This is a genomic window from Micromonospora sp. I033 (assembly GCF_053890995.1).
Map to the genome: position 1 here is coordinate 1 of NZ_JBSSLX010000164.1, position 13281 is coordinate 13281.

The 13281-nt window shown below is 74.5% G+C and carries 10 protein-coding genes; 4 read left to right on the forward strand and 6 right to left on the reverse strand.

Annotated elements, in window-relative coordinates; translation table 11 throughout:
• Positions 1-103: 103 nt before the first annotated feature.
• On the forward strand, positions 104-481 hold the full coding sequence (locus tag ACW0Q9_RS22775) for a PH domain-containing protein (RefSeq protein ID WP_456184480.1): 378 nt from the start codon (positions 104-106) through the stop codon (positions 479-481).
• 4 nt (positions 482-485) lie between these two features.
• Here ACW0Q9_RS22775 and ACW0Q9_RS22780 read toward each other — a convergent pair whose 3' ends face one another.
• Positions 486-1412 (reverse strand): 2-hydroxyacid dehydrogenase, encoded by a 927-nt coding sequence (locus ACW0Q9_RS22780; protein ID WP_456184482.1) that lies wholly within the window; start codon positions 1410-1412, stop codon positions 486-488.
• A 142-nt stretch (positions 1413-1554) separates the two neighbouring features.
• Between ACW0Q9_RS22780 and ACW0Q9_RS22785 the strand changes: the two genes are divergently transcribed.
• The 3 genes from ACW0Q9_RS22785 to ACW0Q9_RS22795 are packed head-to-tail and all read left to right on the forward strand — an operon-like array spanning position 1555 to position 6259.
• Positions 1555-3360, forward strand: a complete 1806-nt coding sequence (locus tag ACW0Q9_RS22785; RefSeq protein WP_456184484.1) for a SpoIIE family protein phosphatase — start codon at positions 1555-1557, stop codon at positions 3358-3360.
• A 57-nt stretch (positions 3361-3417) separates the two neighbouring features.
• Positions 3418-4593, forward strand: a complete 1176-nt coding sequence (locus ACW0Q9_RS22790; protein WP_456184486.1) for a PQQ-dependent sugar dehydrogenase — start codon at positions 3418-3420, stop codon at positions 4591-4593.
• A 55-nt stretch (positions 4594-4648) separates the two neighbouring features.
• The gene (locus ACW0Q9_RS22795; protein WP_456184488.1) at positions 4649-6259 is read left to right on the forward strand and encodes a metallophosphoesterase; all 1611 of its coding nucleotides are present in this window, start codon (positions 4649-4651) and stop codon (positions 6257-6259) included.
• A 4-nt stretch (positions 6260-6263) separates the two neighbouring features.
• Here ACW0Q9_RS22795 and ACW0Q9_RS22800 read toward each other — a convergent pair whose 3' ends face one another.
• The 5 genes from ACW0Q9_RS22800 to ACW0Q9_RS22820 form a co-directional block, all read right to left on the reverse strand.
• The gene (locus ACW0Q9_RS22800) at positions 6264-8621 is read right to left on the reverse strand and encodes a transketolase-like TK C-terminal-containing protein (protein WP_456184490.1); all 2358 of its coding nucleotides are present in this window, start codon (positions 8619-8621) and stop codon (positions 6264-6266) included.
• A gap of 92 nt (positions 8622-8713) precedes the next feature.
• A complete protein-coding gene (gatB, locus tag ACW0Q9_RS22805; protein ID WP_456184492.1) occupies positions 8714-10213 on the reverse strand; it encodes an Asp-tRNA(Asn)/Glu-tRNA(Gln) amidotransferase subunit GatB in 1500 nt (499 codons plus the stop codon).
• Between the two features lie 13 nt (positions 10214-10226).
• The gene (gatA, locus tag ACW0Q9_RS22810; RefSeq protein WP_456184494.1) at positions 10227-11702 is read right to left on the reverse strand and encodes an Asp-tRNA(Asn)/Glu-tRNA(Gln) amidotransferase subunit GatA; all 1476 of its coding nucleotides are present in this window, start codon (positions 11700-11702) and stop codon (positions 10227-10229) included.
• On the reverse strand, positions 11699-12004 hold the full coding sequence (gene gatC, locus ACW0Q9_RS22815) for an Asp-tRNA(Asn)/Glu-tRNA(Gln) amidotransferase subunit GatC (protein ID WP_091268917.1): 306 nt from the start codon (positions 12002-12004) through the stop codon (positions 11699-11701). Before gatC ends, gatA begins: the two co-directional genes overlap by 4 nt.
• A gap of 152 nt (positions 12005-12156) precedes the next feature.
• Positions 12157-13281: putative bifunctional diguanylate cyclase/phosphodiesterase (locus ACW0Q9_RS22820; protein WP_456184496.1), on the reverse strand; the 1125-nt coding region annotated here is incomplete at its 5' end.

The window sequence follows — 13281 nt, forward strand, 5'->3', positions numbered from 1 at the left end:
GGGTTACGCGACACAGCACGTGACGCCGATCACACTCGCCTCCCGGGGGCCTGGCGGACCGCCCGCCGGGATCCCGGCCGGAACCGGGTGGGATCATCGGGGGGTGAGCCGCGCCGACACCGTCCGTTTCCGCTACAGCCAGGCGATCCTGGTCGCCGCGATCGTCGCGTTCATCGGCGCGCTGCCGCTGGCCACCGCGCGCTGGTGGCTGCTCTGGGTGCTGCTGCTCCCGCTCGCGCTGGGCCTCTGGGCCTGGCGGGCCGGCACCGACGCGGATGCCCGCGAGCTGCGGCTGCGGGCCCTCCTCGGGCAGCGGCGGGTGCCCTGGACCCGGGTCGCCGAGCTGGCCGGTGACGGGCGCGGACGGGCGGTCGCGCGGCTCGACGACGGCGAGCTGCTCGTGCTCCCCGCGGTCCGCGCCGCGGACCTGCCCCGGCTGGTCTCCGCCACCGGGCAGGAGCTGCCCGGGTCCGCCGGCTGAACCGTCAGTAGCCGTCGACCACCCGGTTCGTCAGCGGCTCCCCGGCCGCGAACCGGCGTACCTGCTCCCCCACCAGCCGGTACGCCCGCGGCAGCAGGCCGCGGACCGAGCCGGCGACGTGCGGGGTGAGCAGCACGTTCGGCAGATCCCACAGGGGATGGTCGGCGGGCAGCGGCTCCGGATCGGTCACGTCCAGCGCGGCCCGCAACCGCCCCGACGCCAGCTCGGCCACCAGTGCCGAGGTCCGGGCCACCGGGCCCCGGGCGGCGTTGACCAGCAGCGCGCCGTCCGGCATCGCGGCCAGGAACTTCTCGTCGACCAGCCCCCGGGTCTGCTCGGTCAACGGCACCAGCAGCACCACCACGTCCGCCTCGGGCAGCAGGGCGGGCAGCTCGTCCACCCCGTGCACCTCCTCGGCCGGGCGCGGCGTCCGGGCGACCAGGGTGAAGGTCACCTCGAACGGGGCGAGCCGGGCCCGGACGGCCGCGCCGATCGAGCCGGCGCCGACGATCAGCACCCGCTTGCCGGCCAGCTCGTCGGTCGGGGCCACCTCGTCGTACGCCCACTCGCGGCGGGCCTGGGCGCGGGCCAGCGGGCCGAACCCGCGCAGCGCGGAGAGGATCGCGGCGACCACCCACTCGGCGGTGGCCGAGTCGTGCACGCCCCGGGCGTCGCAGAGCGTCACGCCGTCGGGGATCCGCCCCACCCAGGCGTCCGCCCCGGCGGAGAGGAGCTGCACCACCTGGAGGTCCGGCAGCTCGGCCAGGAGCGCGCCGGCGTCCGGGCCGGCCAGGAAGGGCGGCACCCAGAACCGCATGTCGGACGGGGACGACGGCATCCGGGCCGGGTCCGCCAGCAGCTCCACGGTGACGCCCTGGGGCAGCTCGCCGATGAGGCGCCGGCCGGCCGGGTGCGGAATCCATACCTTCACGACCGCCGACGATAGTCTCCCGGGACGGCGGGGCGGGCCGGGGTCGTGACGACCGCCGCCGACGGGGTTGCCGACGGACCGCGCGAGGTATAACCGAGGGCGGAGCGTCGGCCGGCGCCCCGCATGTCGAAGACGGGTGGCCATGAGCGAGGACAGCGCCGGACGTGCGGTCGCGCCGATTGCGGCGCTGACCGACCCCGGGCGGCTGCGGTCCCTCGCGGAGACCCGGCTCGGCTCGGCGCCCGACGAGGCGTTCGACCGGTTCGCGCGGCTGGTCGGCGACCTGCTCGACGTGCCGGTCGCGCTGGTCTCGCTGGTCACCGCCGAACGCCAGTTCTTTCCCGGCGCGACCGGGCTGCCCGAGCCGTGGGCGGGCCGGCGGGAGACCCCGCTGAGCCACTCGTTCTGCCAGCACGTGGTCGACGTCGAGGTGCCGATGGTGCTGCCCGACGCCCGCCTCTACCCGCGGGTTCGCCGGAACCTGGCCATCGAGGACCTCGGGGTGGTCGCGTACGCCGGGATGCCGCTGACCGACCTGGACGGCCGGGTGCTCGGCTCGCTCTGCGCCATCGACAGCAAGCCGCGGGCCTGGACCGCCGAGCAGCTGCGTACCCTCGCCGACCTGGCGGCCGCCTGCTCCTCCGAGCTGCGGCTGCGGATCGCCGTGGAGGGCGCCGAGCAGGCCCGCCGCCGCGCCGAGGAGGCGCACGACCGCCTCGCCATGCTCGCCGGGATGAGCGAGCTGCTGGGCGGCACGCTCGACGTGACCACGGCGGTGGACCGGCTCGGGCACGCTATGGTGCCGCTGCTCGCCGACTGGTGCCTGATCACCCTGGTCGACCCGGCGGGCCGGCCGCGTACCGTCTCGGGGGTGCACCGCGACCCGGACCGGGCCGCCGACCTCGACCGGTTCGCCGCGCTCCTGACCACCGGGCTCGGTCCGGACTCGATCATCCGGTCGGTGCTGCGGACCGGGCGGCCGGTCATGCGTGGCGACGCCACCCTGGCCGACGTCGAGCGGGGCACCACCCACCCGGAACTGGTGCCGCTGGCCGACCGGCTGGGCTTCGGCTCGCACCTCAGCGTGCCGATCACCGCCGCCGGGGTCCGGGCCATCGGCGCCGTCACGCTGGTCAACGGCCCGTCCCGGCGCGGCTTCGACGAGAGCGACCTGCGCACCGCGCTGGACATCGGCCGCCGCGCCCGCCAGGCCGTGGGCAACAGCCGGCTCTACGGCGAGCAGCGGCACGTCGCCGAGGTGCTCCAGCACAGCATGCTGCCCACCCTGCCCGTGGTGCCCGGCGTGGAACTGGCCGCCCGCTACCTGCCGGCGGCCGACCGGGTGGAGGTCGGCGGCGACTGGTACGACGCCTTCGTCCAGCCCGACGGCGACCTGGTCGCCGCGATCGGCGACGTCGCGGGGCACGACATCGAGGCGGCGGCGACCATGGGCCAGCTGCGCAACCTGGTCCGCGGCGACGCCTACGGGCGGACCGACCCGGTCGACGAGATCATGACCCACCTCGACCGGGCGATCCTGGGCCTGCCCGTCCCGACGGTCGCCACCGCCGTCCTGGCCCGGGTCCGCCCGGTCCCGTCCGGGCTCACGGTCTCCTGGTGCAACGCGGGGCACCCGCCGCCGCTGCTGCTGCACGCCGGCGGACCGGTGGAGGTCCTCGACGCGGCCCGGGGGCCGCTGCTCGGCCTGGCCCGCCCGCCCCGCCGCACCGGTGACGAGCTGATCCTCGCCCCCGGCGACACCCTGCTGCTGCACACCGACGGGCTCGTCGAGCGCCGGGACCAGCCGATCGACGAGGGGCTGGCCGAGCTGATCGGGCAGCTGGCCGGCACCGCCACGCTCCCCCTCGCGACCCTCTGCGACCGGCTGCTCGCGGCGGCCCACCGGCGGGAGGACGACGTCGCGCTGCTCGCCCTGCGCGCCCGTTGAGCCGCGAGGCGGTTCGTCGGGCCCGGTTCGCCACCGGGCCCGGCTAGGCTGGGCCAGGTGAGGCCGCGTCCCCCGTACCCCCGCACCGGCCGCCTCCGGGCGGCGCTGGCGGCGTCCTGCGCGACGCTGCTGCTGGGCACCGCCGGCTGCGCCTTCGGCGACCCGGATCCCGACCCGGCCGGCGAGCCGCCCAACCTCCCGTCGCCGTCCACCTCGGCCAGCCCCGGCGGCGCCGGCCAGCAGGTGGTCGCCACGGTGCTGGCGAAGGGGCTGGCGGTGCCCTGGGGCATCGCCTTCCTGCCCGACGGCGGCGCGCTGGTCACCGAACGGGACAGCGGGCGGATCCTCCAGGTCGGCCCGGAGTCGGGGCCGGAGGGGATGACCGTCCGGGTGGTGCAGACCGTGCCGGACGTGGCGGCCGCCGGCGAGGGCGGCCTGCTCGGCATCGCGGTCTCCCCGACGTACGCCCGGGACCGCACGGTCTTCGTCTACTACACGAGCGCCGAGGACAACCGGATCGCGCGGCTGGAGCTGGGCCGGCCGCCGACCCCGATCCTCACCGGCATCCCCAAGGCCGGCAACCACAACGGCGGCGGGCTGGGCTTCGGCCCGGACGGCTTCCTCTACGCCAGCACCGGCGACGCCGGGCGCACCGCGAACGCGCCGGACCCGAAGAGCCTCGGCGGCAAGATCCTCCGGATCACCCGGGACGGCAAGCCCGCTCCGGGCAACCCCACCGCCGGCTCCCCGGTCTGGTCGACGGGGCACCGCAACGTGCAGGGCTTCGCCTGGACGCCGAACAAGCGGCTGTACGCCGTGGAGTTCGGCCAGAACACCTGGGACGAGATCAATCAGATCAACAAGGGCGGCAACTACGGCTGGCCGCAGGTCGAGGGACGCGGCGACGACAAGCGCTACGTCAACCCGATCGTGCAGTGGCGCACCGGTGACGCCTCCTGCTCCGGCCTGGCGGCCGTGGGGCGGCTGCTGGTCACCGCCTGCCTGCGCGGGCAGCGGCTCTGGCTGGTCGAGCTGGCCGGCAACGGCACCGTCCTCGGCCAGCCGCGCGAGCTGCTCACCGGCCGGTACGGCCGGCTGCGGGCCGCCGCCGTGGCGCCGGACGGCTCGGTCTGGGTGAGCACCTCCAACCGGGACGGCCGGGGCAAGCCGGCCGGCGACGACGACCGGATCCTGCGGCTGGTCTTCGCCGACGGCGGCGCCGGGCGAAGCTGACCCCGCTTCCGGCGGGTTTGCCAAGATCCCTCGACGGGCAGGTCAGAATCTCAGCATGGACGGCCAGGAGAACGAGCAGCACAGCACCGGGGACGAGACGGCCCCGGAGGACGGGCGTGCCCGCCGCCGGTGGCGCCCCGGCACGGGGCTGCGCCGGCTCGGCGTGGTGCTGGCCCTGCTCGTGGTCACCCTGGCCGGCGTGGTGGCCGGCACCTACGCGGGCGGGCACGTGGGCACCGACATCGGGCCGTTCCGCGCGCAGCTCAACCTCAGCCCGTCGCTGAGCGGCGGCACCACCGTCGACATCCCACCGCTGGGCGCGCTGCTGCTGGACAGCCACGACGGGCCGGCGTACCTCACCGTCGAGCTGGGCGCGCTGGACCAGCGGCGCACCGAGGCGCTGATCGACGACCCGGCGAGCATCAGCCGGGCCAGCCAGTCGGCGGTCGAGGACGTCCGGTCCGGGGTGATGCGGCTCGGCCTGAAGACCGTCGCCTCGGCGGTGCTGGCCACCCTGCTGCTGGCCGGGCTGGTCTTCCGGGACACGCGCCGCACCGCGTGGGCCGGCGGGCTGGCGCTGGTGGTCACCGCCGGCAGCCTCGGCCTGGCCGCCGCCACCATCCGCCCGCAGGCCATCGAGGAGCCGCGCTACGAGGGGCTGCTGGTCAACGCGCCGGCGATCGTCGGCGACGCGCGGCGGATCGCCAACGACTACACCAAGTACGCCGAGCAGCTGCAACGGCTGGTCGGTAACGTCAGCAAGCTCTACACGACGGTCTCCGCGCTGCCGGTGGTCCAGCCGTCGCCCGGCACCACCCGGGTGCTGCACGTCTCCGACATGCACCTCAACCCGACCGGCTGGCAACTGATCCGCACGGTGGTGGAGCAGTTCAACATCGACGTGGTGATCGACACCGGCGACATCACCGACTGGGGCAGCGAGCCGGAGGCGTCCTTCGTCGGCTCGATCGGCCTGCTCAAGAAGCCGTACGTCTACATCCGCGGCAACCACGACTCGACGAAGACGGCCGCCGCGGTGGCCGCGCAGCCGAACGCCATCGTGCTGAACAACTCCACCACGACGGTCGCCGGGCTGACCATCGCCGGCATCGGCGACCCCCGGTTCACCCCGGACAAGGAGACCTCGCCAGCCGGCAGCGGGCTCACCAAGGTCGTCGCCGACCAGGTGATCGGGGCCGGCGAGCAGCTCGCCGCGACGGTCACCAGCTCGCCGAAGCCGGTGAACATCGCGCTGGTGCACGACCCCGCCTCGGCCGGCCCGCTCTCCGGCACCTGCCCGCTGGTGCTGGCCGGGCACACCCACGCCCGGCAGGTGTCGAAGCTGCCGCAGGTGCCGGACAAGCAGCCCACCCAGCTCTTCGTCGAGGGCTCCACCGGCGGCGCCGGGCTGCGCGGCCTGGAGGGCGAGAAGCCCACCCCGCTGTCGATGTCGGTGCTCTACTTCGACCAGCAGAAGCTGCTCCAGGCGTACGACGACATCACCGTGGGCGGCACCGGGCAGTCGCAGGTCAACCTGGAACGGCACATCATCCAGGACCCGAAGAAGGGCGACCAGGTGCCGGTCACCCCGACCCCGACCCGGGGCGGGCCCGTCTCGCCCGCCCCGAACGGCAGCCCGACCGCGTCGCCGAGCCCCACCGGCTGAGGGTTCAGCGCAGCGAGAGGGCGGCCAGCGCGGCGTTGACGATGCTGCCGGGCAGCAGGTCGTGCAGCTCGTACAGCTCGCCGACGCTGCCGGACTGGCCGAACTCGTCCACCCCGAGCGGCACGGCCGGTGCGCCGAGCGCCGAGCCGAGCCAGGCCATCGCGTGCGAGGCGGCGTCGTGCACGGTGACCACCGGCACCCGGTCGGCGAAGGCCGACCGCAGCGCGCCGGGCACGCTCGGCACGGTCGCCGTCCGCACGCCCTGGCGCAGGGTCCGCTGCCAGGCCCGGTAGAGCCGGTCCAGGCTCGTCACGTCGACCACGTGCGCCGCGACGCCCTCCTCCGCCAGCTCGGCGGCGGCCGCCAGGACCTCCGGCAGCACCGCGCCGGAGGCGGCGAGCTGCACGACCGGGGCGTCCGCGAGATGGGGGTACGCCTCGTGCGCGTCGACCAGCCGGTACGCGCCCGCCACCACCTGCCGGCGCAGCACCGCGTCGCCGATCCGGGCCCGGGCCGCCTCGAACGGCGCCTGGTCGATGGGCCGGGTGCTGAGCCGGAAGTAGTACGCGCCGTCCTCGGCCGGCGCGGCGGTGGCGGCCGGCGCCGCTCCCCCGGCGATCTGGCCGAGCGCGTCGCAGAGCAGCCAGTCGAGGCTGCCGGCGTACGCGGGCTCGCAGAAGGTGACCCCGGGCAGCTCCAGGCCGACCGAGGCGGTGATGGTCGACTGGTGGGCGCCGCCCTCCGGGGCGAGGGTGATGCCGGACGGCGTCCCGGCCACCACGAACCGCGAACCGGAGTAGGTGCCGTAGAGGAAGGCGTCCAGGCCGCGCAGCACGAACGGGTCGTAGACCGTGCCGACGGGCAGCAGCGGCTGCCCGGACAGGTCCCACGACAGGCCGAGCTGGCCGAGCAGCAGGAACAGGTTCATCTCGGAGATGCCCAGCTCGATGTGCTGCCCCGCCGGGGTCTCCGTCCAGCGCAGCATCCGGTCCTCGGTCCAGGAGCGCTGCTCGGTGGGGGCGAACACGCCGGTCTTGTTGATGAACCCGGCCAGGTTGGTGGAGGTGGCCACGTCCGGCGCGGTGGTGACCAGGTAGGGCGCGACGTTCGGGTCGCGGGCCAGGTCGACAAGCACCCGGCCGAAGACCTCCTGGGTGGAGACGGGCTTGTTCACCCGTACCTTGGTGGTCTCCGGGACGGTGACCCCCAGCGACCGCTCGCGCGGCGCGCGGGACAGCGCCTCCCGGCGCTCTCCGGCCCGGATGCCGGCCGGGGACGCCGGGTCGAGGCGGTCCCACTCGGTGTCCCGGGTCAGGCCGTGCGCGGCGCGCAGCGCGTCGACCTGCTCGGTGGTGAGCAGCGCCGAGTGGTTGCGCGGGTTGCCGGCGATCGGCAGGCCCCAGCCCTTGACCGTGTAGGCGAAGACCACGCTGGGCCGGTCGGTGACGGCGTCGCACTGGGCGTACGCGTCGAGCATCGCCTGGAGGTCGTGCCCGCCCAGGTCGGTGACGAGCGGGCCCAGCTCGTCGTCGGGGATGTCGGCCACGAAGGCGGCCACCTCGGCCGGCGCGCCGTCCAGGAACTGCTTGCGCAGCGCCGGCCCGGCTAGCCCGAACAGCGACTGGTACTGCTCGTTGGGCATCAGGTCGATCCAGTCGCGCAGCGCCGACCCGCCCGGCCGCTGGTACGCCTCGGCGAGCTTGCGGCCGTACTTGACCTCGACCACGTGCCAGCCGGCGGCCTCGAACTGGCCGCGCCACTGGTTGATCCGCACCCCGGGGACGACCCGGTCCAGCGACTGGCGGTTGAAGTCGACAAGCCACATCACGTTGCCCAGCCCGGTGGTGGCCGGGTCGGCGACGGCCTCCCAGATGTTGCCCTCGTCCAGTTCGGCGTCGCCGATGAGGGCGATGAACCGGGAGTGCGGCCGCTCGCCGAAGTGCGCGTCGACGTAGCGGCGGGTGACCGCGGCGAACAGCGGCGCGGCGGCGCCCAGGCCGACCGAGCCGGTGGAGAAGTCCACCCCGTCCGGGTCCTTGGTCCGGGACGGGTACGACTGGAGCCCGCCGCGCGCCCGCAGCTTCGGCAGGTAGGACCGGTCCAGGTTGCCGAGCAGGTACTGGACGGCGTGGAAGACCGGCGAGGCGTGCGGCTTGACCGCGACCCGGTCCTCGGCGTCCAGGTGGGCGAACCAGAGCGCGGTCATGGCGGTGACCAGCGAGGCGCTGGACGCCTGGTGGCCGCCGACCTTCACCCCGTCGCCGGTGTCCCGGTCGTGGTTGGCCGCGTCCACGATGCGGGTGGCGAGCCAGAGCACCCGCCGCTGGATCTCGTCGAGGACGTCGAGGTCGTGCTGGTTCACGGTGACTCCATCCGGGCGTCGCCGTTGACGCCCACCGAGGGGTTGGCTGACAGGAAGGGCCCCTTCGTCGCGAAGGGGCCCTTCCTCGCGGCTCAGCCCTGGACGCCGAGGCGGGCCAGGATCAGCTCGCGGACGGTCTTGGCGTCGGCCTGGCCGCGGGTGGTCTTCATGACCGCGCCGACCAGCGCGCCGGCCGCCGCGACCTTGCCGCTGCGGATCTTGTCGGCGACGTCGGGGTTGGCGGCGATGGCCTCGTCCACGGCGGCGGTGAGCGCGCCGGTGTCGGAGACCACCTCGAGGTTGCGGTTGGTCATGATCTCGGTGGGCGAACCCTCGCCGCCGACCACGCCCTCCAGCACGATGCGAGCCAGCTTGTCGTTGAGCCGGCCGGCGTCCACCAGGCCCTGCAGCTCGGCGACCTGCTCCGGGGTGGCCCCGACGTCGGAGAGCTCGACGCCGGTCTCGTTGGCCCGCCGGGACAGCTCACCCAGCCACCACTTGCGGGCGGCGGCCGGGGTGGCGCCGGCGGCCACGGTCCGCTCGATCAGCTCGACCGCGCCGGCGTTGACCACCGACTGCATGTCCAGGTCGGACAGGCCCCAGTCCTGCTGGATCCGCTTGCGGCGCAGCCGCGGCAGCTCCGGCAGGGCGGCCTTCAGCTCGGCCACCCAGGCGGGGTCCGGCGCGAGCGGGACCAGGTCCGGCTCCGGGAAGTACCGGTAGTCGGTGGCGGTCTCCTTGGACCGGCCGGGAGTGGTGTCCCCGGTGTCCTCGTGGAAGTGCCGGGTCTCCTGGGTGATGGTGCCGCCCGCGTCGAGCACCGACGCCTGGCGCAGCATCTCCGAGCGGACCGCCCGCTCGACCGAGCGCAGCGAGTTGACGTTCTTGGTCTCGGTGCGGGTGCCCCACTCCTCGCCGGGCTTGTTCAGCGAGGTGTTGACGTCGCAGCGCAGCGAGCCCTCCTCCATCCGGACGTCGGAGACGCCCAGCGAGCGGATCACGTCGCGCAGCTCGGTGACGTACGCCCGGGCCACCTCGGGGGCGAGCGCGCCGATGCCGGGGACCGGCTTGGTGACGATCTCCACGAGGGGGATGCCGGCCCGGTTGTAGTCGACAAGCGACTCGGTGGCGCCGTGGATCCGGCCGGTGGCGCCGCCGACGTGCAGCGTCTTGCCGGTGTCCTCCTCCAGGTGCACCCGCTCGATGCCGATCCGCACGGTCTCGCCGTTGACCTCGACGTCCAGGTAGCCGTCGACGCACAGCGGCTCGTCGTACTGGCTGATCTGGAAGTTCTTCGGCATGTCCGGGTAGAAGTAGTTCTTCCGGGCGAACCGGCACCACTCGGCGATGGAGCAGTTCAGCGCGAGGCCGATCCGGATGGTCGCCTCGATGGCCGCCTTGTTGGCCACCGGCAGCGAGCCGGGCAGGCCCAGGCAGACCGGGCAGACCCGGGTGTTCGGCTCGCCGCCGAAGTCGGTCGGGCAGCCGCACCACATCTTGGTGTTCGTGCCCAGCTCGACGTGGGTCTCCAGGCCGATCACCGGTTCGTAGCGCGCGACGACCTCGTCGTACGCGGGCAGTGTCGTCGTCATCGGTGCTCCTGCCTCACAGTGCCGGTGGGGTGAACGTGCCGACCGTGGCCTCCAGCGCGGCGGCGACCCGGTACATCCGGTCGTCGGCCATGGTCGGGGCCATGATCTGGAAACCGACCGGAAGGCCCTCGGAGAGGCCGCACGGGACCGAGATGCCCGGTCCGCCGTACAGGTTGGTCGGGATCGTGAACAGGTCGGCCAGGTACATCTGGTAGGGGTCGCTGGTGCGCGCCCCGATCGGGAAGGCCACGAACGGGGTGGTCGGCGAGATGAGCGCGTCCACCCGCTCGAAGGCGGCGGTGAAGTCCCGCGTGATCAGGGTGCGGACCTTCTGCGCCTGCCCGTAGTAGGCGTCGTAGTAGCCGGACGAGAGCGCGTAGGTGCCGATCATGATGCGCCGCTTGACCTCGGGGCCGAAGCCGGCCTCGCGGGTCAGCGACATGACCTCTTCGAGGGACCGGTTGCCGTCGTCGCCGACCCGCAGGCCGAACCGGACGCCGTCGAACCGGGCCAGGTTGGAGGAGCACTCGCTCGGGGCGATCAGGTAGTAGGCCGGCAGCGCGTACTTGAAGTGCGGGCAGGAGACCTCGACGATCTCGGCGCCGAGCTTCGCGAGTGCCTCGACCGACTCGCGGAACGCCGCCATCACGCCGGGCTCGGCGCCCTCGCCGGTGAACTCGGTGACCACGCCGAGCTTCACCCCGGTCAGGTCGCCGGTCGCGCCCAGCTTCGCGGCGCCCACCACGTCCGGCACCGGGGCCGGGATGGAGGTGGAGTCGCGCGGGTCGTGGCCGCCGATCACCTGGTGCAGCAGCGCGGCGTCCAGCACGTTGCGCGCGCACGGGCCCGGGGTGTCCAGCGAGGAGGAGAACGCCACCAGGCCGTAGCGGGAGGTGCCGCCGTAGGTGGGCTTCGCCCCGACGGTGCCGGTGACCGCGCCGGGCTGGCGGATCGAGCCGCCGGTGTCCGAGCCGATCGACAGCGGGGCCTCGTACGCGGCCAGCGCCGCGGCGCTGCCGCCGCCCGAGCCGCCCGGGATGCGCTCCAGGTCCCACGGGTTGCGGGTCGGGCCGTACGCCGAGTATTCGGTGGAGGAGCCCATGGCGAACTCGTCCATGTTGGTCTTGCCGAGCATCACCGTGCCGGCGGCGCGCAGCCGCTCGACGATTGTCGAGTCGTACGGCGGGCGCCAGCCCTCCAGGATCTTCGAGCCGACGGTGGTCGGCACGCCCTTCGTGGTGAGCACGTCCTTCACGGCGACCGGCACGCCCGCCAGGGGGCCCAGGTCCTCGCCGGCGGCCCGGCGCTCGTCCACGCTCCGGGCGGCGGCCAGCGCGCCCTCGGTGTCGACGTGCAGGAAGGCGTGGACCTGCTCGTCGACGGCGGTGATCCGGTCCAGGTGGGCCTGCGTGACCTCCACGGCGGAGGTCTCGCCCGTCGCCACCAGGCCGGCGATCTCGGCGGCGGAGAGCCGGGTCAGGTCAGTCATGAAGCCACATCCTCGTCCAGGATCCGCGGGACGCGGAACCGCTGCTCCTCGGCGTCGGGCGCACCCGACAGCGCCTCCTGCGGGGTCAGGCACGGCGTCACCACGTCCTCGCGGAGGACGTTGGTCAGCGGCACCGAGTGGGACGTCGGCGGGATGTCCGCCGCGGCGACCTCGCCGACCTGGGCGACCGACTGGAGGATCACGTCCAGCTGGCCGGCGAAGGTGTCCAACTCCTCCTCGGTGACGGCGAGCCGCGACAGTCGCGCGAGGTGCGCGACCTCCTCGCGGGAGATGGCGGCCATCGGGTGCCCCCTTCGTGGCTGTCCTGCTGCGTCTGCGGTGTGCCGGCCACGCGCTCGCCGGTGACGATGACGCGCGGTGACCGGAGCGAGTCTATTGCCCTCCGGTGGGGCCGACGCCTCCGACTCCCGGTGCCCGCCCGCCGGGACGCCGGTCAGCGGGCCGGGCGGCGCGGCCCGTCCCCCTCCACCGCCACGGCGGGGTGGACCGGGCGGTACCGGGACAGCCAGGTCACCAGCTCCTCGGCCGGCATCGGCCGGGCGTGGAACCAGCCCTGCGCCACGTCGCAGCCGGCCGCGTGCAGCAGCCGCCAGGTGCGCTCGTCCTCGACCCCCTCGGCCACCACCCGCAGGCCGAGGGCCCCGGCCAGCTCGATCATCGACCGGACGATCGCCGCGTCGTCGGGGTCGTCGGCCATCCCGAGCACGAACGACCGGTCCACCTTCACCTCGGACAGCGGCAACCGGCGCAGGTGCTGCAACGACGAGTAGCCGGTGCCGAAGTCGTCCAGCGCGATGCCGACCCCGATCCGGTGCAGCTGGCTGATGCTGGCCAGCACCCGGCGCGGGTCGGCCATCAGCGCGCCCTCGGTGATCTCGACCTGGAGCCGGTCCGGCGGGACGCCGTACCGGGCCAGCCGGTCGGCGATCTGGTCGGCGATCTCGCCGGTGTGCAGGTCGCGGACGCTGACGTTGAGCGCGGCGCGCAGCGTGACGCCGGCCGCCGACCACTTGGCGACCTGCTCCACCACGTCGTCCACCACCCGCCGGGTGAGCAGCCGCATCACCGCGCTCTGTTCGGCGACCTGGATCAGCTCCCCGGGGTCGACCATGCCCCGGCGCGGGTGCCGCCAGCGCAGCAGCGCCTCGACCCCGACCACCTCGCCGGTCGCGATGGCGATCTGCGGCTGGTAGTACATGGTGATCTCGCCCGGGTCCCCGGCCAGGTCGTCGAGGCCGGCGGAACCGGTGCCGCCGCGCTGCCCCGCCGGCCGGCTCGGGACGGACGCGCCCGGCTGGCCGGGCTGGCTCTCGGCCACCGTCTCCGGCCGGCTTCCCGGGGCCGGGGTGAGCCGGTCGCCGTCCCCGGGCACCGGGCCCTCCGCCGGGACCGGGCGGGCGGCCCGGCGGCGGATCGGGTCGGCGCCGGTGACAATCCGGTTGATCAGCTCGTCGTCCTGCCGCACCTCGACCCGCTCGCGCCGCCGCAGCCGCCACCGTGCCGGCGGCGCGAGCGGGTCGAGGCTGTCTCTTATAGACATGTGACGCTGCCGACGAAT

What these genes read in the sequence shown, in the direction of transcription:
- ACW0Q9_RS22795 (WP_456184488.1), top strand. Translation starts at nt 4,649, where the DNA reads ATGGACGGCCAGGAGAACGAGCAGCACAGCACCGGGGACGAGACGGCC.
- gatB (WP_456184492.1), bottom strand. Translation starts at nt 10,213, where the DNA reads ATGACGACGACACTGCCCGCGTACGACGAGGTCGTCGCGCGCTACGAA.
- gatC (WP_091268917.1), bottom strand. Translation starts at nt 12,004, where the DNA reads ATGGCCGCCATCTCCCGCGAGGAGGTCGCGCACCTCGCGCGACTGTCG.
- ACW0Q9_RS22785 (WP_456184484.1), top strand. Translation starts at nt 1,555, where the DNA reads ATGAGCGAGGACAGCGCCGGACGTGCGGTCGCGCCGATTGCGGCGCTG.
- gatA (WP_456184494.1), bottom strand. Translation starts at nt 11,702, where the DNA reads ATGACTGACCTGACCCGGCTCTCCGCCGCCGAGATCGCCGGCCTGGTG.